The 26,823-nt window shown below is 73.8% G+C and carries 26 protein-coding genes; 18 read left to right on the forward strand and 8 right to left on the reverse strand.

The genetic code is table 11. The annotated features are described in order from the left end of the window. The first annotated feature begins 2 nt into the window (after positions 1-2). The 6 genes from H7344_RS14450 (at position 3) to H7344_RS14475 (ending at position 7,853) form a co-directional block, all read left to right on the forward strand. Positions 3-1,709, forward strand: a complete 1,707-nt coding sequence (locus H7344_RS14450) for an L-aspartate oxidase (protein WP_186346712.1) — start codon at positions 3-5, stop codon at positions 1,707-1,709. Then, positions 1,706-2,608, forward strand: coding sequence for a carboxylating nicotinate-nucleotide diphosphorylase (nadC, locus tag H7344_RS14455; protein ID WP_186346713.1), 903 nt, complete (start codon positions 1,706-1,708; stop codon positions 2,606-2,608). Before H7344_RS14450 ends, nadC begins: the two co-directional genes overlap by 4 nt. A gap of 5 nt (positions 2,609-2,613) precedes the next feature. Then, positions 2,614-3,393 (forward strand): type III pantothenate kinase, encoded by a 780-nt coding sequence (locus H7344_RS14460; RefSeq protein WP_186346714.1) that lies wholly within the window; start codon positions 2,614-2,616, stop codon positions 3,391-3,393. A gap of 154 nt (positions 3,394-3,547) precedes the next feature. Then, positions 3,548-3,898, forward strand: a complete 351-nt coding sequence (locus tag H7344_RS14465; protein ID WP_186346715.1) for a histone-like nucleoid-structuring protein Lsr2 — start codon at positions 3,548-3,550, stop codon at positions 3,896-3,898. Positions 3,899-4,075: 177 nt separating this feature from the next. Next, positions 4,076-6,673 carry an ATP-dependent Clp protease ATP-binding subunit gene (locus H7344_RS14470; protein ID WP_186346716.1) on the forward strand — a complete coding sequence of 866 codons (2,598 nt, stop codon included), beginning with the start codon at positions 4,076-4,078 and terminating at the stop codon, positions 6,671-6,673. Positions 6,674-6,782: 109 nt separating this feature from the next. Beyond that, the gene (locus H7344_RS14475) at positions 6,783-7,853 is read left to right on the forward strand and encodes a glycosyltransferase family 2 protein (RefSeq protein ID WP_186346717.1); all 1,071 of its coding nucleotides are present in this window, start codon (positions 6,783-6,785) and stop codon (positions 7,851-7,853) included. Here H7344_RS14475 and H7344_RS14480 read toward each other — a convergent pair. Further along, the gene (locus tag H7344_RS14480) at positions 7,819-8,685 is read right to left on the reverse strand and encodes an HhH-GPD family protein (RefSeq protein WP_229707179.1); all 867 of its coding nucleotides are present in this window, start codon (positions 8,683-8,685) and stop codon (positions 7,819-7,821) included. The two genes, H7344_RS14475 and H7344_RS14480, sit on opposite strands and share 35 nt — an antisense overlap. A gap of 78 nt (positions 8,686-8,763) precedes the next feature. On the opposite strand from H7344_RS14480, the gene H7344_RS14485 reads away from it, so the two are divergent. Beyond that, positions 8,764-9,549, forward strand: coding sequence for a hypothetical protein (locus H7344_RS14485; protein WP_186346718.1), 786 nt, complete (start codon positions 8,764-8,766; stop codon positions 9,547-9,549). A 22-nt stretch (positions 9,550-9,571) separates the two neighbouring features. Here H7344_RS14485 and disA read toward each other — a convergent pair whose 3' ends face one another. Together disA and radA are read right to left on the reverse strand one after the other, a co-directional pair. Beyond that, on the reverse strand, positions 9,572-10,654 hold the full coding sequence (disA, locus tag H7344_RS14490) for a DNA integrity scanning diadenylate cyclase DisA (RefSeq protein ID WP_229707199.1): 1,083 nt from the start codon (positions 10,652-10,654) through the stop codon (positions 9,572-9,574). Between the two features lie 56 nt (positions 10,655-10,710). Continuing rightward, positions 10,711-12,126, reverse strand: a complete 1,416-nt coding sequence (gene radA / locus H7344_RS14495; RefSeq protein ID WP_186346719.1) for a DNA repair protein RadA — start codon at positions 12,124-12,126, stop codon at positions 10,711-10,713. 84 nt (positions 12,127-12,210) lie between these two features. Between radA and H7344_RS14500 the strand changes: the two genes are divergently transcribed. Continuing rightward, positions 12,211-13,263: a LacI family DNA-binding transcriptional regulator gene (locus H7344_RS14500; protein WP_186346720.1), complete on the forward strand. Its 1,053-nt coding sequence runs from the start codon at positions 12,211-12,213 to the stop codon at positions 13,261-13,263. 165 nt (positions 13,264-13,428) lie between these two features. Here the strand turns inward: H7344_RS14500 and H7344_RS14505 are convergent, their stop codons facing one another. The 3 genes from H7344_RS14505 to H7344_RS14515 form a co-directional block, all read right to left on the reverse strand. Next, positions 13,429-14,019: a class I SAM-dependent methyltransferase gene (locus H7344_RS14505; RefSeq protein ID WP_229707178.1), complete on the reverse strand. Its 591-nt coding sequence runs from the start codon at positions 14,017-14,019 to the stop codon at positions 13,429-13,431. Between the two features lie 113 nt (positions 14,020-14,132). Continuing rightward, positions 14,133-14,771 carry a VOC family protein gene (locus H7344_RS14510; RefSeq protein WP_166195951.1) on the reverse strand — a complete coding sequence of 213 codons (639 nt, stop codon included), beginning with the start codon at positions 14,769-14,771 and terminating at the stop codon, positions 14,133-14,135. 81 nt (positions 14,772-14,852) lie between these two features. Beyond that, complete coding sequence (locus H7344_RS14515; protein ID WP_186346721.1) at positions 14,853-15,647, reverse strand: hypothetical protein; 795 nt, start codon at positions 15,645-15,647, stop codon at positions 14,853-14,855. 58 nt (positions 15,648-15,705) lie between these two features. On the opposite strand from H7344_RS14515, the gene H7344_RS14520 reads away from it, so the two are divergent. Genes H7344_RS14520 through H7344_RS14540 form a run of 5 tightly spaced genes read left to right on the forward strand, consistent with a single transcriptional unit; the run spans position 15,706 to position 19,978 of the window. Then, on the forward strand, positions 15,706-16,647 hold the full coding sequence (locus H7344_RS14520) for a Ppx/GppA phosphatase family protein (RefSeq protein ID WP_186346722.1): 942 nt from the start codon (positions 15,706-15,708) through the stop codon (positions 16,645-16,647). 2 nt (positions 16,648-16,649) lie between these two features. Then, positions 16,650-17,438, forward strand: a complete 789-nt coding sequence (locus tag H7344_RS14525; protein ID WP_186346800.1) for a sugar phosphate isomerase/epimerase family protein — start codon at positions 16,650-16,652, stop codon at positions 17,436-17,438. Positions 17,439-17,448: 10 nt separating this feature from the next. Then, complete coding sequence (locus H7344_RS14530; protein ID WP_222130682.1) at positions 17,449-18,396, forward strand: proline dehydrogenase family protein; 948 nt, start codon at positions 17,449-17,451, stop codon at positions 18,394-18,396. Positions 18,397-18,443: 47 nt separating this feature from the next. After that, positions 18,444-19,247 carry a pyrroline-5-carboxylate reductase gene (gene proC, locus H7344_RS14535; RefSeq protein WP_186346723.1) on the forward strand — a complete coding sequence of 268 codons (804 nt, stop codon included), beginning with the start codon at positions 18,444-18,446 and terminating at the stop codon, positions 19,245-19,247. Between the two features lie 26 nt (positions 19,248-19,273). Beyond that, a complete protein-coding gene (locus H7344_RS14540) occupies positions 19,274-19,978 on the forward strand; it encodes a mycothiol-dependent nitroreductase Rv2466c family protein (RefSeq protein WP_186346724.1) in 705 nt (234 codons plus the stop codon). A gap of 23 nt (positions 19,979-20,001) precedes the next feature. Here H7344_RS14540 and trpS read toward each other — a convergent pair whose 3' ends face one another. Continuing rightward, positions 20,002-20,985, reverse strand: a complete 984-nt coding sequence (gene trpS / locus H7344_RS14545) for a tryptophan--tRNA ligase (RefSeq protein WP_186346725.1) — start codon at positions 20,983-20,985, stop codon at positions 20,002-20,004. A 216-nt stretch (positions 20,986-21,201) separates the two neighbouring features. Between trpS and H7344_RS14550 the strand changes: the two genes are divergently transcribed. The 5 genes from H7344_RS14550 to H7344_RS14570 all read left to right on the forward strand — a co-directional run bounded on the left by H7344_RS14550 (position 21,202) and on the right by H7344_RS14570 (position 25,229). Beyond that, entirely contained in the window at positions 21,202-22,398 is a 1,197-nt protein-coding gene (locus H7344_RS14550) for an acetoin utilization protein AcuC (protein ID WP_186346726.1), read from the forward strand. Between the two features lie 149 nt (positions 22,399-22,547). Continuing rightward, on the forward strand, positions 22,548-22,754 hold the full coding sequence (locus H7344_RS14555; protein ID WP_154612902.1) for a helix-turn-helix domain-containing protein: 207 nt from the start codon (positions 22,548-22,550) through the stop codon (positions 22,752-22,754). Positions 22,755-22,911: 157 nt separating this feature from the next. Further along, on the forward strand, positions 22,912-23,013 hold the full coding sequence (locus tag H7344_RS20770) for a 30S ribosomal protein bS22 (protein WP_008356322.1): 102 nt from the start codon (positions 22,912-22,914) through the stop codon (positions 23,011-23,013). Positions 23,014-23,029: 16 nt separating this feature from the next. After that, positions 23,030-24,085, forward strand: coding sequence for an NAD-dependent epimerase/dehydratase family protein (locus H7344_RS14565; protein WP_186346727.1), 1,056 nt, complete (start codon positions 23,030-23,032; stop codon positions 24,083-24,085). Next, positions 24,078-25,229, forward strand: a complete 1,152-nt coding sequence (locus H7344_RS14570; protein WP_186346728.1) for a lysophospholipid acyltransferase family protein — start codon at positions 24,078-24,080, stop codon at positions 25,227-25,229. Before H7344_RS14565 ends, H7344_RS14570 begins: the two co-directional genes overlap by 8 nt. A gap of 288 nt (positions 25,230-25,517) precedes the next feature. Here H7344_RS14570 and H7344_RS14575 read toward each other — a convergent pair whose 3' ends face one another. Continuing rightward, positions 25,518-26,789 carry a DUF5667 domain-containing protein gene (locus H7344_RS14575; RefSeq protein WP_186346729.1) on the reverse strand — a complete coding sequence of 424 codons (1,272 nt, stop codon included), beginning with the start codon at positions 26,787-26,789 and terminating at the stop codon, positions 25,518-25,520. Between the last annotated feature and the right edge of the window lie 34 nt (positions 26,790-26,823).

Here is a 26,823-nt window from a genome sequence, read left to right on the forward strand (position 1 = left end):
TCATGGCCGGCCCCGTCACCCCTCCGCCGGCACGCCGCCTCCCGGGGCGGCTGACCGCTCCCGAGCCGGGGTGGACGACCCGTGCCGACGTCGTGGTCATCGGTTCCGGCATCGCCGGGTTGACCGCGGCGCTGCGGCTGCGCGAGCACGTCGAGAAGGTCCTCGTCGTCACCAAGGACGTGCTGGCGGCCGGATCGACGCAGTGGGCGCAGGGCGGGATCGCGGCCGCGCTCGGGGAGGGCGACACCCCCGACCAGCACGAGGTCGACACGCTCGTGGCGGGCGCCGGGGCCTGCGACCTCGACGCCGTCCGGGTGCTGGTGGGGGAGGGGCCGGCTGCGGTCCACGAGCTGATCGCGCTCGGCGCGCGCTTCGACGTCGACGCCGCCGGCCTGCTGTCGTTGACCCGCGAGGGCGGGCACCTGCGCGACCGGATCGCCCACGCCGGCGGCGACGCCACCGGCGCGGAGATCCAGCGGGCGCTCATCGCGGCGGTCGCGGCGGCGACCGACATCGAGGTCGTCCAGCACGCGCTCGCCGTCGACCTGCTGCTCTCCGAGGAGAGCGACGGGCCCGACGGCGCGGCCGGCGTCGCCGGCGTGACGCTGCACGTCATGGGCGAGGGCGAGCGCGACGGGATCGGCGCGGTCCGGTGCCGCGCGGTCGTGCTGGCCAGCGGCGGGCTGGGCCAGGTGTTCTCCCAGACCACGAACCCGGAGGTGGCCACCGGCGACGGCATGGCGCTCGCGCTGCGGGCCGGCGCGACGCTGCGCGACCTGGAGTTCGTCCAGTTCCACCCCACCGTCATGTACCTCGGGCCGGACTCCCGCGGGCAGCAGCCGCTCATCTCCGAGGCGGTCCGCGGCGAGGGCGCCGTGCTCGTCGACCACGACGGCGAGCGGATCATGGCGGGCGTCCACGAGCTCGGCGACCTCGCCCCGCGCGACGTGGTGGCCAAGGCGATCACCCGGCGGATGCACGAGACCGGCACGCCGCACATGTGGCTCGACGCCCGCCACCTCGGCGCGGACTTCTGGGAGCGCCGCTTCCCGACGATCCTCGCGACCGCCCGCAGCCACGGCGTCGACCCGGTGACCCAGCCGATCCCCGTCGCGCCGGCCTGCCACTACGCCTCCGGCGGGGTCCGCACCGACCTGTGGGGCCGCACCGACGTCCCCGGGCTGTACGCCACCGGCGAGGTCGCCTGCTCCGGGGTCCACGGCGCCAACCGGCTGGCCTCCAACTCGCTCCTCGAGGGCCTCGTCTTCTCCCGGCGCATCGCCACCGTCCTTCCCGCCGAGCTCCGACCCTGGGCCGAGCCCGCGGAGGACGTCCGCCCGGCCGGCCTCGTCGCCCGGTCGGTCCGCCAGGACCTCCAGGAGGTGATGACCGGTCGGGTCGGCGTGCTCCGCAGCGCCGGCGGCCTCGCCGAGGCCGCCGCCGTCCTCGACGGGCTCGCCGGCAAGGCGGCCGACGTCGTCGACCTCGACGCCTGGGAGACCACCAACCTCCTCACCATCGCCGCCGCCCTCACCGACGCGGCCGCGCTGCGCGAGGAGACCCGCGGCTCCCACTGGCGCGAGGACCACCCCGAGCGCGACGACGCCCGCTGGGCCGGTCACTTCGACGTCCGCCTCGACCCCGCGACGGCGACCACCACGCTCGCCTTCGACCCCGCCCCCGCGACCGATGGAGGCCTCGGCCGATGATCACCCCCACCTCGTACGACGCACTCCCAGCGGACCTGCTCGCCGAGCTCGAGGCCGGCGGTCTCGACCCGCGCGCCGTCCACGCGCACGTGCTGGAGGCGCTGGCCGAGGACGTCCCGACCGAGGACGTCACCAGCGTCGCGACCATCGCCGCCGACGCCCGCGCGGTCGGCGACTTCGGCGCCCGCGAGGCCGGGACCGTCGCGGGGCTCGGGATCGCGGCACTCGTCTTCCACGTCGTGCTCGGCGACGGCGTCGAGGTCACCGACCGCCTCCCCGACGGCACCCGGGTGCGGCCCGGCGACGTCGTCATGCGCGTCGCCGGCCCGGCCCGCGGCCTGCTGACCGCCGAGCGCACCGCGCTCAACTACGCCAGCCACCTCTCCGGCGTCGCCACCGCGACCGCCGCCTGGGTCGACGCCCTCGAGGGCACCGGCGCGCGGGTGCTCGACACCCGCAAGACCCTGCCGACCTACCGCGCGCTGCAGAAGTACGCCGTGCGGTGCGGCGGCGGGCAGAACCACCGCACCAGCCTGTCCGACCGCGCCATGGTCAAGGACAACCACGTGGTGGCCGCCGGCGGCGTCGTGCCCGCCTACCGCGCCGTCCGCGCGGCGTACCCGCAGCTCCGCGTCGAGGTCGAGGTCACCGACCTCGACCAGCTGCGCGAGCTGCTCGCCGCGGGCTGCGAGGAGGTCCTGCTCGACAACATGCCGACCGAGGTGATGGCCGAGGCGGTGCGGATCAATGCGGGCCGGGCCCGGCTCGAGGCGTCGGGCGGGCTGACCTTCGACCGCGCCCGCGAGGTCGCGGCCACCGGCGTCGACTACATCTCGGTCGGCGCGCTCACCCACTCCGTCGACGTCTTCGACCTCGGCCTGGACCTCCACGAGGAGTGAGGGACGTGCCGCTCCTCGCCGCCGACATCGGCAACAGCCACACCCAGCTGGGCCTGGTCCAGGACGGGGAGGTCGCCGCGCACTGGCGGGTCGGCACCGACGAGCGCCGCACCGCCGACGAGTGGTCGGTGCTCATCCGCGGCCTCCTCGGGCGCGACGCGGACACGATCCACGGCGTGAGCGTCTGCTCGACGGTCCCTGCGGTGCTGCACGAGTGGCGCGACATGCTGGCCCGCCACTTCGCCGACCTGCCCTGCCTGGTCGTCGAGCCCGGCGTGCGCACCGGCGTGCCGATCCTCATGGACAACCCGCGCGAGGTCGGCTCCGACCGGATCCTCAACGCGCTCGCCGCGGCCACGCTGCACGGCGGCCCCGCGATCGTCGTCGACTTCGGCGGCACCGCAACGACGTTCGACGTGGTCAGCGCGCAGGGGCAGTACGTCGGCGGCGCGATCGCGCCCGGCATCGAGATCTCGCTGGAGGCGCTCGGCCGGCGCGGCGCCCAGCTGCGCAAGGTCGAGCTCGCGCGGCCCCGCACCGTGATCGCGAAGAACACCGTCGAGGCGCTCCAGTCGGGCATGGTCTTCGGCGTCGCCGCCCAGGTCGAGGGGATCGTCGCGCGGATGACCGCGGAGCTCCGCGCCGACCCCGCCGACGTCCGGGTGGTCGCCACCGGGCACCTCGCGCCGCTGGTGCTCGAGGAGTGCTCGGCATTCACCGCGCATTCCCCGTGGTTGACGCTCCAGGGCCTGGAGCTGGTATTCCGCCGCAACATCCGCGAATGACGGGCGCCCGAACAATTCATCCCCGGTCCCGGGTAAAGAATCGCGACCTGCACATTAGCGGAATTGTTTCCGGCGCATTCCTTCTGGCACGATGAAACCTGCCGGAAATCCCATGCCGGTTTCCCTTTCCGCTATTTGCAGGAGTCAGCGACCCATGGCCCAGAAGATCCACATCGTGCTGGAGGACGACCTCGACGGCAGCGAGGCGACCGAGACCGTCTCCTTCGGCCTCGACGGCACGTCGTACGAGATCGACCTGAACGACCAGAACGCCGCCGCCCTCCGCGAGTCGCTGGCGACGTACGTCGGCCACGCGCGGAAGGTCAGCGGCGCCCGTCGCGGCGGCGGCCGTCGCTCCGGTGGTTCCTCCTCCTCGAGCGCCAACGGCTCCGGCGGCCCGACCGCCAAGGAGGTCCGTGAGTGGGCCCGCGAGAACGGGTACGAGGTCCCCGACCGAGGCCGCGTGTCGGCCGAGGTCCGTGAGGCGTACGACGCCGCGCACTGACCGCCGCTCTCCCGCAGCACCGCACGTCCCACCCGGGGCATCCGCCGAGCGTGTTCGCTCACAGCGGATGCCCCGGGTGCGTTGTGCGGGAACGCGTAGGCTGTCAGCGGGGTTGAGCCTCATGTCCCGTCCACCCCGGATGTGGTGGACGGTCCCCCAGATCTTGAGGAGCGTTGCATGTTCGAGCGGTTCACTGACCGAGCCCGCCGGGTGGTCGTGCTGGCCCAGGAAGAGGCCCGCATGCTCTCCCACAACTACATCGGGACCGAGCACATCCTGCTCGGGCTCATCCACGAGGGCGAGGGCGTGGCCGCAAAGGCCCTCGAGAGCCTCGACATCTCCCTCGAGGCCGTCCGCGCCCAGGTCGAGGAGATCATCGGCCAGGGCCAGCAGGCGCCCAGCGGCCACATCCCCTTCACGCCGCGCGCCAAGAAGGTCCTCGAGCTGTCCCTGCGCGAGGCGCTGCAGCTCGGCCACTCCTACATCGGCACCGAGCACATCCTGCTCGGCTTGATCCGCGAGGGCGAGGGCGTCGCCGCCCAGGTGCTCCAGAAGCTCGGCGCCGACCTCAACCGGGTCCGCCAGCAGGTCATCCAGCTGCTCAGCGGCTTCCAGGGCAAGGAGTCCTCGCAGTCCGCGGCCGCCGCGACCGGCGCGAGCGGCGACGCCCCGTCGTCCTCGCTGGTCCTCGACCAGTTCGGCCGCAACCTGACCCAGGACGCCCGCGAGGGCAAGCTCGACCCGGTCATCGGGCGCGAGCAGGAGATCGAGCGGGTCATGCAGATCCTCTCGCGGCGCACGAAGAACAACCCCGTCCTCATCGGCGAGCCCGGCGTCGGCAAGACGACGGTCGTCGAGGGCCTCGCCCAGGACATCGTCAAGGGCAACGTGCCCGAGACGCTCAAGGACAAGCAGATCTACACCCTCGACCTCGGCGCGCTCGTGGCCGGCTCCCGCTACCGCGGTGACTTCGAGGAGCGCCTGAAGAAGGTGCTCAAGGAGATCCGCACCCGCGGCGACATCGTGCTGTTCATCGACGAGATCCACACCCTCGTCGGCGCCGGCGCGGCCGAGGGCGCGATCGACGCCGCCAGCATCCTCAAGCCGATGCTGGCCCGCGGCGAGCTGCAGACCATCGGCGCGACCACGCTCGACGAGTACCGCAAGTACCTCGAGAAGGACGCCGCGCTCGAGCGCCGCTTCCAGCCCATCCAGGTCGCCGAGCCCTCGATCGCGCACACGATCGAGATGCTCAAGGGCCTGCGCGACCGCTACGAGGCGCACCACCGGGTCACCATCACCGACGAGGCGCTGGTCTCGGCGGCGACGCTGGCCGACCGCTACATCTCCGACCGCTTCCTGCCCGACAAGGCCATCGACCTCATCGACGAGGCCGGCTCGCGGCTGCGCATCCGCCGGATGACCGCCCCCGCCGACCTGCGCGAGTTCGACGACAAGATCGCCGAGGTCCGCCAGCGCAAGGAGGCGGCCATCGACGGGCAGGACTTCGAGGCCGCCGCGCGCCTGCGCGACGAGGAGAAGCAGCTCATCCTCACCAAGTCCGAGCGCGAGAAGCAGTGGCGCGCCGGCGACATGGACGAGGTCGCCGAGGTCGACGAGGAGCTGATCGCCGAGGTGCTCGCCGTGGCGACCGGCATCCCGATCGTCAAGCTCTCCGAGGAGGAGTCGACCCGGCTGCTCAAGATGGAGGACGAGCTCCACAAGCGCGTCATCGGCCAGGACGAGGCCGTCAAGGCGCTCAGCCGCGCCATCCGGCGTACCCGTGCCGGCCTGAAGGACCCCAAGCGTCCCGGCGGGTCGTTCATCTTCGCGGGCCCCTCGGGCGTCGGCAAGACGTGGCTGTCCAAGACGCTCGCGGAGTTCCTCTTCGGCGACGAGGACGCGCTCATCCAGCTCGACATGTCGGAGTTCGGCGAGAAGCACACCGTCTCGCGGCTCTTCGGCTCGCCCCCGGGCTACGTCGGCTACGAAGAGGGCGGCCAGCTCACCGAGAAGGTGCGCCGCAAGCCGTTCTCCGTCGTCCTCTTCGACGAGGTCGAGAAGGCCCACCCCGACATCTTCAACAGCCTGCTGCAGATCCTCGAGGAAGGTCGCCTGACCGACTCGCAGGGCCGGGTCGTGGACTTCAAGAACACCGTCATCATCATGACCACCAACCTCGGCACCCGGGACATCGCCAAGGGCATGAACCTCGGCTTCGCCGGTGCCGCCGGTGGTCCCGGCGACTACGACCGGATGAAGAACAAGGTCTCGGAGGAGCTCAAGCAGCACTTCCGCCCCGAGTTCCTCAACCGCGTCGACGAGGTCATCGTGTTCCCGCCGCTGTCGCAGGAGCAGATCGTCGCGATGGTCGACAACATGGTCGCCTCCGTCGAGGTCCGCCTCCGCGACCGCGACATGAAGCTGGAGCTGACGCAGAACGCCAAGAACCTCCTGGCCCAGCGCGGCTTCGACCCGGTCCTCGGTGCCCGTCCGCTGCGCCGCACGGTGCAGCGCGAGATCGAGGACGTCCTCGCCGAGAAGATGCTCTTCGGCGAGGTCGGCCCCGGGATGATCGTGCTGGTCGACGTCGAGGGCGAGGGTCCGACCGCGACCTTCACCTTCGAGGGCCAGAAGGTCGGCGCGCTGCCCGACATGCCGCCGTTCGAGACCGCCGGCGTCGAGACCAGCATCGAGGGCACGCCGGTCGAGGGCGAGGGCCCGAACGACGACGCCTCGGGCACCGACGTCCCGCGCTCGGGCACGGACGACTGAGCCGAGGCTCCTCCGCAGCGACCTGCACCACCCGCCACGGGCGGCACCCCTCCGGGGTGCCGCCCGTGCGGCGTTCCGGGCGGGTCGCCGGTGCGCCTAGGGTGGCGGCGTGCTCTTCACCGCCAGCACCGTCAAGGACACCCTGCCCAACATCGAGCGGTTCGTGACCGGCAACCTCGCCGGCGGCGTCGACCACATGATCGTCTTCCTCGACGCCGGCGACCCCGAGGTGCGGGCCTGGCTCGACGAGCACCCGCACGTCACCTGCGTCCGCACCGACGCCTCCTGGTGGAACGGCGAGCGGCCGGCCGAGCTCAACGTGCGCCAGCGGATCAACGCCAACGTCGCGAAGGCGCTGCTCAGCCTGGTCGAGGGTGCGGAGTGGGTCTTCCACGTCGACGCGGACGAGGTCGTGCAGGTCGACCGTGCGGTGCTGGCCGCCGTGCCGGAGGAGACCCGGGTGGTGAAGCTGGCGCCGCTCGAGGCGGTCAGCCGCAAGCACTGGGACGGCGACCCCACCTGGTTCAAGCGGCTGCTCGGCAAGCCCGACCTCACGCTGCTCCAGACGCTCGGCGTGATCGACCGGCCCTCGAACGGCGCGTACTTCCACGGCCACGTCGACGGGAAGTCCGGCGTGCGGCCGGCCACCGACGTCTGGCTGACCCTCCACCACGGCGTGGACGCCGCCAAGGCCGAGCTGCCGGCGTACGCCGACGCCGACCGGCTGCGGCTCCTGCACTACGAGTCCTACTCCGGCGAGGACTTCGTCCGGAAGTGGACCTCGATCCTGGCCGCCGGCCCGATGGCCAACTTTCGCCCGGCCCGCGAGCCCACCGCGGTCGCCCTGCGCGCGCTCATCGACAAGGGGCTCAGCGAGGAGCAGGCCGCGCCGTACCTCATGCGGATCTTCGAGCGCACCACCGAGGACGACTTCGACACCCTCCGCGACCTCCGCCTGCTCGTCGAGGTCGACCCGCGGCAGGGGACGCACGTGCCGGCGACGGCGACCGACGGCGACCTCGAGCACCTGCACGCGCTGCTGGACGGCGTGCGCGGCGAGCCGAAGCGGTCCTTCCACCCGGGCGAGCCGGCCGCGGCCGCCGAGGAGGTCCTCACCCGGGTCGCGGGCGGCAGCCGGTACGCCGCTAGGGGAGCGCGTAGGTTCCTGCGTCGGTCCTGACCGCCAGGCCGTCCTCGACCAGCCCGGCCAGCGAGCGCACCCGCTGGGCATCGTCCGCCCAGACCGCGTCGAGCCGGCTGAGGTGCACGGGCCCGTCCGCGTCGCGCAGCACGGCCAGCAGCCGGCCGCGGCACTGCCGGTCCGTCCCGGCCCAGGTCTGCACCTTCCGCGGTGGCCCGTCGTACGCCGGGTGGCCGGCCGCGCGCCAGGCGCACAAGGAGGCCACGGGGCACTCGGTGCACCGCGGGCGGGCGGCGGTGCAGACCAGCGCGCCGAGCTCCATGACCGCCACGGACCAGGTCGCCGCGGTCGCCTCGTCGTCGGGCAGCAGCTCGCGGGCCGTCTCCCGCTCGGCCTTCGTCACGTGCTGGGCCGGCAGCTCGACACCGCCGACCGTGCGGGCGAGGACGCGGCGCACGTTGGTGTCGAGCACGACGTGGCGCTGGCCGAAGGCGAAGCTGGCGACCGCGGCCGCGGTGTACTCGCCGACGCCGGGCAGCGCGAGCAGCGCGGCGTGGTCGTCGGGCACCTCGCCGCCGTGCCGCTCGACGATGGCCTGCGCAGCCGCGTGCAGCCGCAGCGCCCGGCGCGGGTAGCCGAGCCGGCCCCACATGCGCACCGCCTCGCCGGTCGGCTCCGCGGCCAGGTCCGCCGGCGTCGGCCAGCGGTCGAGCCACTGCTCGTGGACCGGAAGCACGCGCGCCACGGGGGTCTGCTGGAGCATCAGCTCGGAGACGAGCACCGACCACGGGGAGGCCTCGGGGCGGCGCCACGGGAGGTCGCGCTGGGAGGTGTCGTACCACCGCAGGACCGGCTCGTGCAGGGCGCTCACCGCGACATCCTCCCCGACCTCCCGGCACGCGCGGTGTGGCACCCCGGATCGGCCGCCGCGGCTGGCTAGCCTGCGGCCATGACGACGCTGACCCGGGGACCGCTGCCGCCCGCGGTGTACTGGCGGCGCCGCCTCGTCGTGCTCACCATCGGCCTCGTGCTGGTCCTCGGGCTCGGCCGGCTGCTCGGCGGCGGGAGCGACGGGTCCGACCCCGACCGGGCGGCGCCCGCCGCGGCCGACGCCAGCCCCAGCCAGACCGTCACGGTGACCCCCTCTGCCGACCTGACAGCTGCGGCCACGCCGGGCACGACGGCGACCGCCGGGCCGGGCTCGGGCGAGGGCCGGAGCGACGGCGAGGGCGGCAAGGGCAAGGCGAAGGGCACGGGGAAGCCGGGCTCGTCCGCGTCGAGCGAGCCGGTGCTCGCCCCGCCGGTGGGCCGCTGCGAGGGCACCGACGTCGCGGTGACGCCGGAGGTCTCGAAGGCGGTCGCCGGCCGCGACGTGACGGTCGTGCTGAACCTCCGCACCGTCAGCACCCCGGCCTGCACCTGGCGGGTCAGCCGGGCCAACGTCGACCTCTCGATCACCTCGGGCCGCGACGGCATCTGGTCCACCCGCCAGTGCGGCAAGGCCCTGCCCGGCGAGGACGTCGTCGTCCGCAACAACGTCACCACGGCGGTGCCGATCACCTGGAACGCCGCCCGGATGGACGACTCCTGCTCCCGGATCACCGAGTGGGCTCTCCCCGGCTACTACCACGCCACCGCGGCCGCCCTCGGCGGCGAGCCGAGCGACGTCCAGTTCGAGCTGGAGGCGCCCGTCGCCGCCACCGTCACCAAGACCGCGGAGCCCAAGCGCCGCTGAGCAGCGGGGCAGGGCGCAACGGTCAGACGTACCGCTCGAGGATCGTCGACTCGGCGAGCCGGGAGAGGCCCTCGCGGACGGAGCGGGCGCGGAGCTCACCGACGCCGTCGACGGCCTGGAGGTCGTCGATGCCGGCGGACAGGAGCTTCTGCAGGGTGCCGAAGTGCTCCACCAGCCGGTCGACGACCGTCGCGGGCAGGCGGGGGACCTTCGCGAGCAGGCGGTAGCCGCGGGGCGCTACGGCGCCGTCGAGGTGCTCGGCGGTGCCGAGACCGAGCACGCGGGCGGTGGAGGCGGGGTCGACGAGCTCGGTCGGCGTGAGGGCCTCGAGCTTGGCGATGACGTCCTCGGGGCTCTTGCTGCGCTTGCCCGCGGGGAGGTAGTCGCGGATGACCAGCTCGCGCTCGGCGTCGACGCCGGTGACCAGCTCCTCGAGCTGGAGGCTGAGCAGGCGGCCGTCGGTGCCGAGCTCGAGCACGTAGTCCTCGATCTCTCGGGCGATCCGGATGACCATCTCCAGCCGCTGCGCGACGACGGCGACGTCGCGGACGGTCACCAGGTCCTCGATCTCCAGCGCGGAGAGCGTGGAGGCGACCTCGTCGAGGCGCAGCTTGTACCGCTCGAGGGTGGCCAGCGCCTGGTTCGCGCGGGACAGGATCTGCCCGGAGTCCTCGAGCACGTGCCGGGTCTCGCCGACGTACGCCGCGATGATCTGCATCGACTGGGACACCGAGATCACCGGGAAGCCGGTCTGGCGGGCGACCCGGTCGGCGGTGCGGTGCCGGGTGCCGGTCTCCTCGGAGTGGATCGTGTGGTCCGGCATCAGGTGGACGGCGGCGCGGAGGATCCGGGTGAGGTTCTCGTCGACGATGATGCCGCCGTCCATCTTGGCCAGCTCGCGCAGGCCGGTGGCGGTGAAGGGCACGTCGAGGACGAAGCCGCCGGTCGAGATCGACTCCACGACCTTGTCGTTGCCGAGCACGATCAGTGCGCCGGTGCGGCCGCGCAGGATCCGCTCGAGCCCGTCACGCATGGCGGTGCCCGGCGCGATCGAGGCGAGGGTGGCGCGCAGGCGGAGGAGGTCGTCGGAGCGGTCGTTGGCCACCACGCGTGTCCTCCTGTCCTGGTCGCCGGCTGGTGCAGCCTAAGCGACGAACGCCCTCAGTCGCCCAGCGGCAGGCGGCGCGCCTGTCGGGCGGTCAGGCCGAGGTAGTGCAGCGCCGCCGCGACCGAGGGCACCTCGACGACCCGCATCCCCTCGACGGTCCTCGGCTGCTCGGCGCGCGGATCGACCGGCGCGCCGGCCGGGCGGGGGACCAGGGCGGTCTTGAAGCCCAGCCGGGCGGCCTCCGCCAGGCGCACCTCGAGGTCCCGCACCCGGCGCAGCTCGCCGGACAGGCCGATCTCGCCCATGGTGACCACGCCGGGCGGGGGCGGCGTCGCGAGGGTGGCCGAGGCCAGGGCGACGGCGACCGCGAGGTCGGCCGAGGGCTCGTGCAGCCGGGCGCCCCCGACGGTCGAGGCAAACACGTCGTGGTTGACCAGCTTGAGCCCCACGTGCTGCTGGAGCACGGCGAGGACCATCGCGAGCCGGGAGGAGTCCAGGCCCGACGTCGTACGCCGTGGCCGCTCCTGCGCCGAGAGGGTGGCGAGCGCCTGCACCTCGGCGAGCAGGGGGCGGCGACCCTCCATGGTGACCGCGACGCAGGTGCCCGCGACGCCCGCGTGGTGGTGCTCGACGAAGAGGCCGGTGGGGTCGGAGACAGCGGTGATGCCGTCCGGGCCGAGGTCGAAGCAGCCGACCTCGTCGACGGGGCCGAACCGGTTCTTCATCGCCCGCACCATCCGGAACCGGGAGTCGCGGTCGCCCTCGAAGTGCAGCACCACGTCGACGAGGTGCTCGAGCACCCGGGGGCCCGCGATCGAGCCCTCCTTGGTGACGTGGCCGACCAGCACGGTGGTGATCCCGCGCGTCTTGGCCATCCGCACGAGCGCTGCGGAGACCTCCTTGACCTGGGTGACCCCGCCGGGCACGCCCTCGACGCCCGTGGCCCCGATGGTCTGCACGGAGTCGACCACGAGCAGCGTCGGGCGGACCTGCTCGACGTGGGTGAGCACCGCGCCGAGGTCGGTCTCGGCGGCGAGGTAGAGCTGGTCGTGCACGCCGCCGGTGCGGTCGGCCCGCAGCCGCACCTGGGAGGCGGACTCCTCGCCGGTGACGTAGAGCGTGCGGTGCTGGTAGCGCGCGGTCTGGGCGGCGACCTCGAGCAGCAGCGTGCTCTTGCCGACGCCGGGCTCGCCGGCCAGCAGGATGGCCGCGCCGGGCACCAGGCCGCCGCCGAGCACCCGGTCGAGCTCCGGCACGCCGCTCGAGCGGTGCGCGGCGTCCTCGACCGCGACCTGGCCGATCGGCACCGCCGCGGTCGTCACGGGGGTCGCCGCCTGCCGGGCCGCAGGCGCGGTCGCGGCCTCGGCGACCGACCCCCAGGCCTGGCACTCGCCGCAGCGGCCGACCCACTTCACGGTCTCCCAGCCGCACTCGGTGCAGCGGTAGGTCGGACGCGGTGGCTTCGGCATGGCCCGAACGCTAGGCGAGACCGCCGACATCGCCGGTTATATTGCTTTGGAACGTTCCAGACGACACGACGGGCGGAGGTCGAGGTGGCGCGGATCCCCGGGCGGCTGCCCACGGCGCCACCGACCCTCGCCGACGTCGCCGAGCGCGCCGGCGTCTCGCGGCAGACGGTCTCGAACGCCGTCAACAACCCCGACCTGCTGCGCTCCGACACGCTGCTGCGCGTGCAGGAGGCGATCGAGGACCTCGGCTACCTGCCCAACCGGGCGGCCCGCAACCTGCGCACCCGCGCCTCGCACCTGGTCGGGCTGCGGATCAACCCGGTCCAGGAGGGCACGGCCAGCGCGATCATGGACCGGTTCGTCCACTCGCTCGTCGAGACCTCCCGCGAGGCCGGCAAGCACGTGCTGCTCTTCGCCGGCGACCCGCTCGACCCGCTGGCCGGGTACGACGACCTGCTGCGCTCCACGGCCGTGGACGCCTTCGTCGTCACCGACACCTACCTCGGCAACCCGCAGGCGACGTGGCTCGGCGCCCGCCGTGCGCCGTTCGTCGCGTTCGGCCGGCCCTGGGACAACCCGTCGGCCACCCACCCCTGGGTCGACGTCGACGGCGCGGCGGGCTGCGCCCTGGCCACCACCCACCTGCTCGACCAGGGCCACGAGCGGGTCGCCTGGATCGGGTGGCGCAAGGACTCCTGGATCGGGGAGGACCGCCGCTCGGGCTGGACCCGTGCCATGCACGAGCGCGGCCTGCCCACGACCGGCCTCGCGTCACGCGTGGAGGACACGGTCGCCTCGGGCAGGGGTGCGAGCGCCGTGCTGCTCGACGAGGCCCGTCCCACGGCGTTCGTCTGCGCCTCCGACACGCTGGCGATGGGCGTCCTGCACACCCTGGCCGAGCGCGGGCTGGCCGCCGGGCGCGACGTGGCCGTGGTCGGCTTCGACGACTCCCAGGTCGCGCAGGTGGTGCCGCCGGGCCTCACCTCGGTGCGCCAGCCGCTCGAGGAGGTCGCGGTCGAGGTCGTCAAGGCGCTCGAGGGGCTCCTGGCCCACCCGCCGGCCGTCGGTCCGGGCGTCCTGCTCACCCCGACCCTGGCCGTGCGCGGCTCGTCGTCGGCGGTCGGCTTCGGTAGCTGACCGGCTGGGCCTCCGCGACCACAGTCGCGCAATTGCGCGATTGTCGACGCGCGGTCCTCCGCGACCACGATCGCGCAATTGAACGGTTGTGTCGGGTTTTCGAGCCCGGAGCCCGCTACAACCGCGCAATTGAACGATCGTTGACCCGAGGACCGAGCCGAGGCCTCAGAAGGTCCGCCACCACAGGTTGACCGCGTAGTCGACGCCGGTGCCCTCGTGCTCGGCGAGCACCTGCTCGGCCACGGTCGTCGGCAGCTCGATCCGCACGACCGCCTCGAGGTCCTCCCGCGACGAGAACGACCAACCCACGTCGAGCGGCACGCGCGTCCACCCCTGCTGCGCCCAGAACCGCTCGACCACCTCGGGCGCGGGCAGGTGTGGGAAGCCGCGGCGGAACCAGCGGCCGAACGTCGAGCGCGACGCGTCGTTGTCGACCACGAACGCGGTGCCCCCACGGCGTACGACGCGGGCCACCTCCGCCAGGCCCGGCTCGCAGCCCGGCCCGAAGAAGTAGGCCCACCGCGCGTGCACCACGTCGACCGACGAGTCCGGCAGCGGGACCGACTGCGCGGTGCCCCGGAGCACCTCCACCCCCGCCAGCCGACGCGTACGCCGCCGCGCCAGCGTGACGAGGTCCGGGTGCGGCTCCACGCCGACGACGCGGGCGGCCGTCGCGGCGAACCGCGGCAGGTGGAAGCCCGTGCCGCAGCCGAGGTCGAGGACGGTCCGCCCGTCCCACGCTGCGACCTCGGCCATCGCGGCCTCGATCCGGCCGTCGGGGTCGACGGCCCGGTTCTCGATCTCGTAGGTCGCGGTGTGGTGCCAGATGTTCGGGCTCGGGACGGCGCCCGGCGCGACCCCCGGGACGGTCAGAGGCGGACCAGGCCGTTGGGCGTGTTGACCTGCGCGGCGATGATGCCCGGGGTGCCGTGCGGGGCGACCCACTCGACCTTCACGTCCTCCAGCGGCGCCTCGACGGTCTCGCCGAGCCACTCGCTCACCCGCTGCGGGTCGCCGGCGATCTCCAGGCAGGCCAGCGACCAGTCGGGCGACGCGCCCGATGACGGACGGAGCTCCGCGGGGCTCTCCCACTCGATGAAGAACGGCAGCTGCGGGTCGGCGATGAGGCCGTTGACGCCGATCTGCTTCCAGCGCAGCTCGGTGCCGTCGGGGCGGTGCCGGTTGCCCTGCGCGGCCTGGCGGCCCAGCCGGGCCTCCACGGGGCCGATGTCGGGGACGGCCACGACCCAGCCGAGCCAGCCGCCACCGAGGGCGGAGCGGGCGCGCACGGCCTGGCCGAACGGGGCCTTGTCCGAGGCCGGGTGGTCCAGCACCTCGACGATCTCGAGGTAGGTGCCGCCGCCGAGCGCGAGCGTCATGTTGCGGGTGCCGAAGCGTGGGTGCACGCCTCCGTCACTGAACTCCCGGCCGAGCAGGCCCCCGATGCGCTGGGCGGTGCTGGCCAGGCCATCGGGTCCTGCGGCGTACGAGAGATGGTCCAGGCGCATGTCGGCATTGTGCGCGAGAGGCGCAGATCACTCGGACACTGGGGTGGGGATGTCTTGACGTCGAGAGGTTCCGTGTGTCCCTCAGGACGGCCGGGGGCTGGCGGGGTGCAGGGCGAGGGCGGAGCGGGAGCGGAGGTGGGCCTCGCAGCGGCGCGCCAGCTCGTCGTACGCCGCCTGGCCGACCAGCGCGACGAGCTCGGCGGCGGAGGTGAGGTAGAGGGGCTCGACGGCGACGTGGGCCTCGGTGTTGCCGGTGCAGTACCAGTCCAGGTCGTGGCCGCCGGGGCCCCAGCCGCGGCGGTCGTACTCACCGATCGAGACCTCGGTGTACGACGTGCCGTCGGGGCGCTCGACGTCGCGAAAGGTGCGGCGGATCGGCAGCTGCCAGCACACGTCCGGCTTGGTCTCCAGCGGGTTGCGGCCGAGCACGTAGGCGAGCGCGTGCAGGGCGCAGCCGGCGCCGCCGCTGCCCGGGCCGCCGGAGGCGGGGGCGAAGTCGGGGCGGTTGTGGAAGACGCAGGCCTGCTGGTCGTCGACCACGACGGTCAGCGTCTTGCGCTCGCCCTCGTCGTCCACCTCGACCCAGTCCGAGCGCTCGACGGGACGCCCGGCCGGCTTGAGCTGCCAGAGGTCCTCGTCGAGCATCTCGACGAACTCCGCGACCCGCTCCTCGTCGGCCTCGTCGGCGAAGTGCGCGCCGAGCGTGCAGCAGCCCACGTCGGGGGCGTCGGCGTAGATGCCGGCGCAGCCGCGGCCGAAGATGCAGGTGTAGGCCGAGGTCAGCCAGGTCAGGTCGGCGCGGACGACCTCCGAGGAGTCGTCGGGGTTGACGAACTCCACCCACGCCCGGGGAAAGTCGAGGTCCACTTCCGGCACGCCGCCAGGGTACGGCGCCCGCGTCCCACCCCAGGTGTCCGGCGCTAGGTTGAGCGCCATGCGCCTGGGCGTCCTGGACATCGGGTCCAACACCGGTCACCTGCTGGTGGTCGACGCCCACGGCGGCGCGGCGCCGCTGCCGGCGTCGTCGTTCAAGCGGCCGCTCCGCCTGGCCGAGCACCTCGACGCCGCCGGCGCGGTCACCCCGGCCGGCATCGACGCGCTGACGGCGTTCACCGCCGCCGCGCTCGTGGTGGCCGAGGAGAAGGGGTGCGAGGACCTGCTGCCCTTCGCCACCTCGGCGGTGCGGGACGCGAGCAACTCCGACGCGGTCCTCGAGCACGTGCGCGAGCGCACCGGCGTCGCCATCGGCGTGCTGTCGGGAGAGGCCGAGGCGCGGCTGACCTTCCTGGCGGTGCGCCGCTGGTTCGGCTGGTCGGCCGGGCGGCTCGCGGTCTTCGACATCGGCGGCGGCTCCCTGGAGATCGCGGCCGGCGCCGACGAGGCGCCGGACGTCGCCTGGTCGCTGCCGCTGGGCGCGGCCCGGCTGGCGCGCACCTCCCTGCCCCGCGGCCCGGTGGACGACGCCACGCTGCGGGTGCTGCGCAAGCAGGTCCGCGCCGACATCGCGCGCGACGCCGGCCAGCTGCTGCGGACCGGACGGCCGGACCGGGCCGCGGCCACCTCGAAGACCTTCCGCTCCCTGGCCCGCATCTGCGGCGCCGCACCGTCGGCCGAGGGCCCGCTCGTCCCGCGCGCCCTCCCGCTCGATACGCTGCGCTCCTGGCTGCCGAAGCTCGCCGCGATGGACCTGGCCGCGCTCGCCGCCCTGCCCGGCGTCTCCACCGACCGCGCCCACCAGGTCGTCGCCGGCGCGCTCGTCGCGGAGGCCTGCATGGACATCTTCGAGCTGCCCGCGCTGGAGATCTGCCCCTGGGCGCTGCGCGAGGGCGTGATCCTCGAGCGCCTGGACCGGATGAGCGTCCTGGACGGCTCGTGACGATCCCGCGGATCGGCCTGTCCACCTCCTCGGTCTTCCCCGAGTCGGTCGCGCACGCCTTCGGGTGGGCCTCGAGCCTGGGGTACGACGCCGTCGAGGTGATGGTCGCGCTCGACAAGGTCAGCCAGCAGCCGGGGATGGTCCGGCGGCTCTCCGAGCACCACGGCGTACCCGTCTCCGCGATCCACGCCCCGACGCTGCTCTTCACCCAGCGCGTGTGGGGCACCGAGCCGTGGGCGAAGCTGCAGCGCTCGGCCGACATGGCCCACGAGGTCGGCGCCGAGGTCGTCGTGGTCCACCCGCCGTTCCGCTGGCAGAAGGAGTACGCCGCCGGCTTCGTCGACGGCATCGCGGCGCTGGAGGAGTCCACGGGCATCGCCTTCGCGGTCGAGAACATGTACCCCTGGCGGGCCCGCCAGCGCCGCGGCGTCGAGATGTACCTGCCCGGCTGGGACCCCTCCGACGAGCCCTACGCGAACACCGTCATCGACCTCTCCCACGCCGCGATCGCGCACGACGACCCGGTGGCGATGGCCGAGCGGCTCGGTCCGCGGCTGCGCCACGTCCACCTCACCGACGGCACCGGCTCGGCCAAGGACGAGCACCTCGTGCCGGGCCGCGGCTCGATCGACGCGGCCGGCTTCCTGCACCACCTGGCGCGCACCGGCTTCGCAGGCGAGGTGGTGCTCGAGATCAACACCCGGCGCTGCACCACGCGCGCGGAGCGGGAGGCCGACCTGCGCGAGTCGCTGGAGTTCGCGCGTCTGCACCTGGCGGGGGACCCGACGTAACCTCACGGGCATGTCCCTGCTCCGCCAGCCGCTCCTCGCGCTCTCCCGCAGCGCAGCCGTCCGCGAGCTCGTCAGCACCCTGCCCGTCTCGAGCGGGATCGTGCGCAGCTACGTGCCCGGCGAGACGACGGAGGCGGCCGTCGCGGCGGCGACCGGGCTGGTCGACGAGGGGCTGCGGGTCACCCTGGACTTCCTCGGCGAGGACACCACCGACCACGCCCAGGCCGAGGCGACGGTGCGGGCGTACGTCGAGCTGCTCGGCCAGCTCTCGGCGCGCGGGCTCGCGCGCCACGCCGAGGTGTCGGTGAAGCTGACGGCGATCGGGCTCGCGCTGCCGACGGCGGAGCAGGGCACCGGCTTCCAGGTCGCGCTGGAGAACGCCCGAGCGATCTGCCGGGCCGCCCGCAACGCCGGCACCACGGTCACCCTGGACGCCGAGGACCACACCACCACCGACGCGACGCTGGCCGTCCTGCGCGACCTGCGCAAGGACTTCCCCGAGACCGGCGCCGTCCTCCAGGCCTACCTCCACCGCACCGAGGCCGACTGCCGCGAGCTCGCCCACGAGGGCTCCCGGGTCCGGCTCTGCAAGGGCGCGTACGACGAGCCGGAGGAGGTCGCCTACCAGTCGCGGCTCGACGTCGACACCGCCTACGTCCGGTGCCTGAAGATCCTCATGGCGGGCCAGGGCTACCCGATGGTCGCCACCCACGACCCGCGGATGGTCGAGATCGCCTCGTCGCTGGCCAACCGCCACGGCCGCGAGCAGGGCACCTACGAGTTCCAGATGCTCTACGGCATCCGCCCCGAGGAGCAGCGCCGACTGGCCGCGAGCGGCGAGACGGTCCGGGTCTACCTGCCCTACGGCGGCGAGTGGTACGGCTACCTGGTCCGCCGCCTCGCGGAGCGTCCGCAGAACCTGACATTCTTCCTGCGTTCGTTGATCTCCAAGAAGTAGCGCAAGGGGGCTCCGCCCCCTTGGACCCCCGAAAGCAGGCGCAACGCATGACCCAGACAGCGATCCTCGGTGCCGGCGTCATGGGGGAGACCCTCCTCTCCGGCCTGGTCCGTGCCGGCCGGCGCGTCGACGACCTGCTGGTCGGCGAGAAGCGCGCCGAGCGTGCCCGGGAGCTCGAGGAGCGGTACGGCGTCGCCGTCGTGCCCAACGTCGACGCGGCCGCCAAGGCCGACACGGTCGTGCTCGTCGTCAAGCCGCAGGACATGGGCGACGTGCTGGCCGAGGTCGCCCCCGTGCTGCGGGCCGGCCAGCTCGTGGTCTCGCTGGCCGCCGGCATCACCACGGCGTACATCGAGGCGCGCGTTCCCGAGGGCGTCGCCGTCGTGCGGGTCATGCCGAACACCCCGGCGCTGGTCGACGAGGGGATGGCGGCGATCTCCCCGGGGTCGCACTGCTCCGAGGCCGACCTGGCCGAGGTCGAGTCGCTCATGGGATCGGTCGGCCGCGTGCTGCGCATCCCCGAGCGCCAGCAGGACGCCGTGACCGCGATCAGCGGCTCCGGGCCGGCGTACCTCTTCTTCGTCGTCGAGTCGATGATCGAGGCCGGCGTGCACCTCGGCCTGCCTCGCGCGACCGCCACCGACCTGACCATCCAGACCCTCGTCGGCTCGGGGAAGATGCTGCGCGAGACCGGCACCCACCCCGCCGTCCTGCGCGAGCAGGTCACCTCGCCGGCCGGCACCACCGCCGCCGCGCTGCGCGAGCTCGAGGTGCACAAGGTCCGCGCCGCCTTCCTCGCCGCGATGGAGGCCGCCCGCGACCGGTCGCGCGAGCTGGCCGAGGGCTCCTGACGGGGCGCTCCTGGCAGACTCGGAGCATGACCGCCGACGTCCGGTTCTGGTTCGACCCCGTCTGCCCGTTCGCCTGGCTGACCAGCGAGTGGGTCCGAGAGGTGCAGCGGCAGCGCGAGCTGTCGGTCGAGTGGCGCTTCATCTCCCTGCGCCTGCTCAACAAGGACGTCGACTACGACGCGCAGTTCCCTCCGGACTACGAGGCCGGCCACACCGCCGGCCTGCGGCTGCTCCGGGTCTGCTCGCAGGTGCGCGACGACCACGGCCCCGAGGCCGTGGCGCGGCTCTACGAGGTCCTCGGCCACCGCATCCACGACGCCGAGCAGGCCGCCCGCGAGGTCCGCGGCACCGCGGAGTTCCTTGCCCCCGCGCTCGAGGAGGCCGGCCTGCCGGCCGACCTCGTGTCGGCGCTCGACGACACCGCGCACGATGCCCGGGTGCAGGCCGAGACCGACGAGGCGCTCGCGCTCACCGGCAAGGACGTCGGGACGCCGATCATCGCCGTGGCCGACGGGCCGGGGTTCTTCGGGCCGGTCATCAGCCGGCTGCCCGCGCCCGAGGACGCCGTGCGCCTGTGGGACCACGTCGTGGGGCTCGCGTCGTTCCCCGGCTTCGCCGAGCTCAAGCGCAGCCTGCGCGAGCGGCCGCAGCTGCGCTCCTTCGGCGTCGACCCGGACGCGGCGGGGGCCGAGGAGGACTGGCACGGCGGCAGCAGGCGGCAGCACCGCTGAGCCAGGACTCACCCCACCCCGGATCAACCCAGTCCCAGGGCGCTCTCCACTGCGGCCAGCACCGGCGCGGTGACCTCGCGGCAGCGCGCCTCCCCCGCGGCGTACACCGCGTCGACGTGTGCCGGGTCGCCGGTCAGCTCGGCGTACCTGCGCTGCACCGGCTCCAGCGTCGCGACGACCGCGTCGGTGACCGCCGCCTTGAGCGCGCCGTAGGTGGCGATCCCGTCCGCGGACCCGCCGCAGGCGACGAGCACCTCGAGCAGGTTGGTGACGCCCGGCTTGGTCGACCGGTCGGCGCGGACCGCGTCCGGGGCGGTGTCGCCGTCCGTGACGGCCCGGGCGATCTTGCGGCGCACGACGTCCGGCCCGTCGAGCACGTGGACGACGCCGGCGGTCCCGGAGCGCGCGTCGGTGCCCGACTTGCCCATCTTCGCGGTCGGGTCCTGGAGGTCCATCACCCGCGCGGCCGCCGGTGGCGTCGCCATCTCGGGCACCACCAGGACCGGCCCGTACGCCGCGTTGAACCGCGTCGCGAGGTCGCGGGCGAGCTCGACGTGCTGGCGCTGGTCGTCGCCGACGGGGACCCGCACCGGCCGGTGCAGCAGGATGTCGGCCGCCATCAGCACCGGGTAGGTGTAGAGCGACGCCCGGCTGCCGGGGCGGCCCTTCTCCTTGAACTGGATCATCCGCGACAGCTCGCCGGTGGTGGCGACGCACTCGAGCAGGTAGGCGAGCTCGCGGTGCGCGGGGACCCGGGACTGGACGAAGAGCGTCGACCGGTCGAGCCCGACGGCGAGCAGCAGCGTCGCGACCTCCCGCGATCGCAACCGCAGCTCGGTCGGGTCGTGCGGCACGGTCAGCGCGTGCAGGTCGGCGACGCCGTAGAAGCAGTCGGCCGGGTCGTCGGCCGCGTCCTGGGCGGCGGCCATCGGCCGCAGGGCGCCGAGGAGGTTGCCGAGGGTCGGCGACCCGGTGGGCTTGACGAGGGACAGCGAGGTGGCGGGCACGGGGGCTCCTTCGTGGACGGGCCCGCGGGGCGACCGGTGCTGCTCACCCGTCCGGGCCGAGGCCCGGGACGTGACGAGGCCGCCTCGAGGGCGGCCTGGTGGGTGGTCGTGCTGGAGGTGGGCCGCCTACGGGGCGGGCCACCACGAGGACGTGACGGACGTCGGACGCTCGGACAGCACGAGGCGAGCATGCCACGGCCGAGTAGCGTCGCGCCCATGTCGACATGCGGGGGACCCTCGACCGTCGTCTTCGACCAGACGCTGGCGGAGTACGACTTCGGTCCCCACCACCCCATGTCCCCGTTGCGGGTCGACCTGACGATGCGGCTGGCGACCGAGCTCGGCGTGGTCGGGCCGGACGCGCTCAGCGGCCTGCGGGTCTCCGCTGCGCCGATGGCCTCCGACGACCTGATCGCGACCGTGCACGACCCGCGGCTGATCGAGGCCGTCGAGCGGGCCGGACGCACCGTCGAGCCCGACGAGCTGCACGGCCTCGGCAGCGAGGACAACCCGGTCTTCCGCGACATGCACCGCGCCGCCGCGCACGTCGTCGGCGCCAGCGTCGAGGCGTTCCGCCAGGTGTGGGCGGGGGAGGTGCTGCACGCCGCGAACATCACCGGCGGCCTGCACCACGCGATGCCCGACCGGGCGAGCGGTTTCTGCATCTACAACGACATCGCGATCGGCATCCAGCACCTGCTCGACAACGGCGCGGAGCGGGTGGCGTACGTCGACGTCGACGTCCACCACGGCGACGGCGTCGAGCGGATCTTCTGGAACGACCCGCGGGTGCTCACGATCTCCCTGCACGAGACCGGGCAGATGCTCTTCCCCGGCACCGGCTTCGCCGAGGACGTCGGTGGCCCCGACGCCACCGGGTCGGCGGTCAACGTCGCGCTGCCGCCCGGCACGTCGGACGCCGGCTGGCTCCGCGCGTTCCACGCCGTCGTGCCGCCGCTGCTGCGGGAGTTCGACCCCGAGGTCCTGGTGACCCAGCACGGGTGCGACTCCCACGCGCAGGACCCGCTGGCCCACCTCATGCTCAGCATCGACGGCCAGCGGGCGGCGTACCTCGCCCTGCACGACCTGGCCCACGAGGTCGCCGGCGGACGCTGGGTCGCGACCGGCGGCGGTGGGTACGCGCTGGTGGAGGTCGTGCCGCGGGCGTGGACCCACCTGCTCGCGATCGTCGCCGGCACGCCGCTGGACCCCAAGGTGGAGACGCCCGGCGGCTGGCGCGAGCACGTCCGCGGACGGCTGGACCGCACGGCGCCGTACCTCATGACCGACGGCCGGACCCCGGCCTACCGCGACTGGCGCGACGGCTACGACCCCGACACGTGGCTGGACCGGGCGATCCACGCGACCCGGATGGCGGCCTTCCCGTGCCACGGCCTGGACCCGATGCCGTAGGTCCGCGCAAGCGGACACGCCGGTCGGGCAGAAGTTTTTTCCGCCAGCCCTTCCCCACCAGTCACACCTGCCCCTATTCTCACCGAAGCGCGCCCGTGTGATCACCGCTGGGGAAGTCGGTGGCGGGCGCAGAGAAAGCACGGTGTGCCATGGCTGCCAACCCGCCCGGAGACATCTCCGACGCGAAGTTCCTCACCGTCGCCGAGGTCGCGGCGATGATGCGGGTCTCGAAGATGACCGTCTACCGCCTCGTCCACAACGGGGACCTCGCCGCCGTGCGCGTCGGACGGTCCTTCCGCGTGCGCGAGGAGGACGCGAACGAGTACATCCGGCGGAGCTTCTACGACGCCGGCTGACGCACGGGCCGGGCCGGGCCGGCGCCGCCGACGGACTGCTGGTCGGGGCGGGGCCCACGCCTCGGCACCGATTGCGGTGCGCTTCGGACCGGCCGTTAGGCTGTGCCGGTCCCTCGGGCGACTCCCGGGGTGGCGCACAGCTGTCGAAAGGTATCCCGTGGGTTCTGTCATCAAGAAGCGGCGCAAGCGCATGGCCAAGAAGAAGCACCGCAAGCTGCTGAAGAAGACGCGCGTCCAGCGTCGCAAGCTCGGCAAGTAGGCCTGCGCGCGGCGGAGTGGTGACCAGCGGCCGGGTCGTGCTCGTCACCGGGGTCTCCCGCGACCTCGGTCGGCGCTTCGCGCGCTCGCTCGCCGCTGAGCCCTCCGTCGGACGCGTCATCGGCGTCGACGTGGTCCCCCCGCGTGGGGACCTCGGCGACGTCTCGTTCGTGCGGGCCGACATCCGCAACCCGGTGATCGCCAAGGTCATCGCGAAGGAGGACGTCGACACCGTCGTCCACATGAGCGTCATCGCCACCCCCGCCAGCGCCGGCGGCCGGGGGACGATGAAGGAGCTCAACGTCATCGGCACGATGCAGCTGCTCGCTGCCTGCCAGAAGGCGTCGAGCGTCCAGCACCTGGTCGTGAAGTCGACGACGACGGTGTACGGCGCCAGCAACCGTGACCCGGCGATGTTCACCGAGGACATGGAGCCGCGTCGTGCCCCGCGCAGCGGCTACGCCAAGGACGTCGCGGAGATCGAGGGCTACGTCCGCGGCTTCGCGCGCCGGCGCTCGGACGTCCGGGTGTCGCTCCTGCGCTGCGCGAACGTGATCGGTCCGCACGTCACCAGCCCGATCACCTCCTACTTCCGGCTGCCGGTCATCCCGACCGTGGTCGGCCACGACCCGCGCCTGCAGTTCCTCCACGAGGACGACCTGCTCGCCGTGCTCCGCCACGCGACCGTGGAGGACGTCCCCGGCACGTTCAACGTCGCCGGCGACGGGGTCCTCATGCTCTCCCAGGCCGTACGCCGCCTGCGCCGCCCGACCGTCGCGCTGCCCGCTCCCGCGGTCGGCAGCCTCGGCTCGGTGCTCCGCCGGGCCCGGCTCGCGGACTTCTCGCCCGAGCAGCTGGCCTTCCTCACCTACGGCCGCGGCGTCGACACGCACCGGATGCGCGCCGTGCTCGGCTTCGAGCCGGCGTACACGACCGCGAAGGCGTTCGCCGACTTCGGCCGCTCGCTGCCGCCGACCGGAGGCCGCACCGACCGCGTGCTGGCCGCGGTCGAGGAGCAGCTCGAGCGGGGCGCGGCCCGGCCGTTGACGACCAGGGGAGCTCACCATGGGTGACGCCGAGATCATCCCGATCGGCACGCGCGGCCGTCCCGGTCGCGGCACCGGCAAGCAGCCGTCCTCGGCCGCCCGCGACCTGGCCGCCGGCCGCAGGCCCCGCCCGGCGGCGACTCCGTGCGACCCGCCCGCGACCGAGGCTGCCCCGCCGGTGCAGCCGGTGGAGCCGAAGCGGCCCGTGCAGCCGGTCGAGCCGGGCCTCGCCCCCGCGCCCCGGCCCGCCGTCACCACCGAGGAGCGCGACGCCCAGGGCATCCCGCTCTCGGACTGGCTGGCCGCCTTCCAGCACGCCGCCCGCGAGGTCTTCGGCGACCAGTGGGAGCCACAGCTGGCCCGGCTGCTCGCGTTTCTCCGCCGCCGCGTGACCGGTGACTACGTCGTCGACGAGTACGGCTTCGACGAGGAGGTCACCCAGCGCTTCTTCCTGGCCGCGCTGCGCCCGGTCGCGGAGAAGTGGTTCCGCATCGAGGTCCGCGGCGTCGAGAACATCCCCGCCGAGGGCGGCGCGCTCGTGGTCTCGAACCACTCCGGCACCATCCCGGTCGACGGCCTGATGACGATGGTCTCGATCCACGACCACACCGGCCGCTACCTGCGGCCGCTCGGCGCCGACCTGGTCTTCCGCACCCCACTGGTCAGCTCGCTGGCCCGCAAGAGCGGCGCGACGCTGGCGTGCAACGAGGACGCCGAGCGGATGCTGCGCGGCGGCGAGCTGGTCGGCGTCTGGCCGGAGGGCTTCAAGGGGATCGGCAAGCCCTACTCCGACCGCTACAAGCTCCAGCGCTTCGGCCGCGGCGGCTTCGTCTCGGCAGCCCTGCGCACCGGCGTGCCGATCATCCCGCTCTCCGTGGTCGGCGCCGAGGAGATCTACCCGCTCGTCGGCAACGTGCCGTCGCTGGCGCGGCTGCTCGGCCTGCCCTACGTCCCGATCACGCCGCTCTTCCCCTGGCTCGGCCCGCTCGGCCTGGTCCCGCTGCCCTCGAAGTGGCTGCTGGAGTTCGGCGAGCCGGTCCGCACCGACGAGTACGACGAGGGCGCCGCCGACGACCCGATGCTGGTCTTCAACGTCACCGACCAGGTGCGCGAGTCGATCCAGCAGACGCTGTACACGCTGCTCATGCAGCGCCAGTCCGTCTTCCGCTGACTTATCTGGGTCGGGCGTGTCGCTACGGAGCTTCGCTCCGTTGAATGGGACGGGCGTGTCGATACGGAGCTTCGCTCTGTTGGTGGGACGGGCGTGTCGCGACGGAGCTTCGCTCCGTGCCGCTGCGCGGCCGGCGCCACGCCGCCGTCCTGAGTGCCGCTGCGGGGCCGGCGCCACGCCGCCGTCCCGAGTGCCGCTGCGGGGCCGGCGCCACGCCGCCGTCCTGGGTGCCGCTGCGGGGCCGGCGCCACGCCGCCGTCCTGGGTGCCGCTGCGCGGCAGGCCCGGCTCAGGGAGCCTGGGTCCCCTTCGGGGGCGGCGGCTGCAGGAGGCTGCCGACGAGGTCGCCGACGCCACCGAGGACGTCCTCGATGACCTCGGGGAGCGTGGTCGGGGTGGACGTGGTCGTGCTGCCGGAGCCCTTACCCCCGTTGCCGCCGCCCCCGTTGCCGCCGAGGAGGCCGCCGATCACACCACCGAGGGTGGAGGGCTGGCTGGAGGGGGTGGTCGCGGGCGGCTGCTCGCCGCCGCCGAGCACGGGCGGGAGGGTCGGGGTGTCGGTGGGGACGGCCTGTCCGCCGTCGCCGGGGCCGGCCTTGCCCTGGTTGCCGCGGTCCTTGCCCTGGCCCCGGCCGGAGTCGCCCCGACGGTCCTCGGAGGCGCCCTGGGTGCTGGCGGGAGTGGTGAGCGCGCCGACGAGCCCGCCGAGGACGTCCTCGACGGCCTGGACCGCGAACGGCGGGATGATCGAGATGCCCTCGCCGCCGCAGACGGTGCACAGCGCGGCGGCCTCGGCGTCGATCTGGGTCAGCAGCTGCGCGGCCTGGATCAGCGCCGCGCGGGCGCCGTCGGGCAGTACGCTCTCGAGCCCGGCGAGCGCGTCCATGCTCGAGCCGGTGAAGTCGCGCAGCTCCGCGATCGCCGCGGCGTGGCCGTTCTCCTCGTAGTCGCTGATGAGCAGCTCGGACGCGGCGCTGGCCTGGTCGCTGAACTCCGCGAGCGTGCCCGCGATCGTCTCGGCGGTCGCGGCGTCGCGCGCGGCCTCGGACTGGCTGAGCTCCTCGACCTCCGCCAGGCGACCCTGCGCGTTGTCGAGCAGGTTCGAGCCCTTCTGGCTGTCGCTGACGCTGAAGCCGGTCTGGGCGTTCTCGATCGCGCGCTTGAGCGGGTAGAGCGTGTCGCCGGGCAGGGAGGTCTGGGCCGCGACCGCCATCGACGTGGTGGCACCGACGATCGCGAAGCCGCCGACCGCGGCGGCGATCCGCCGGTCCCGCGTCGTACGCCGCGGCGCCAGCGTCAGGCGGCGCTCGGTGTCGTCGCCGGCCTCGTCGCGGGTGCCGGTCGCGGACGGGACGAGCGCGGTGGCGGCCTCGGCCATCAGCCGCTCGCGCAGGTCGGCGACGAACGCCGGCCGCGCCTCCACGGGCGCGGCGGAGCGCAGCGCGCCCACGAGCTCCGCGAGCTCGACGGTCCGCGTGTCGTGCAGCTCGCGGGTCGAGGTGCCCTCGACCAGGGAGTTGAACTCCTCGGCACGTCGTCGCGCCGTGAACACGGGGCTCATCGGATCAGTCCTGTCGTCTCGGTCGTGGCCGCGC

Source organism: Nocardioides deserti, assembly GCF_014266025.1.
Lineage (GTDB): Bacteria > Actinomycetota > Actinomycetes > Propionibacteriales > Nocardioidaceae > Nocardioides > Nocardioides deserti.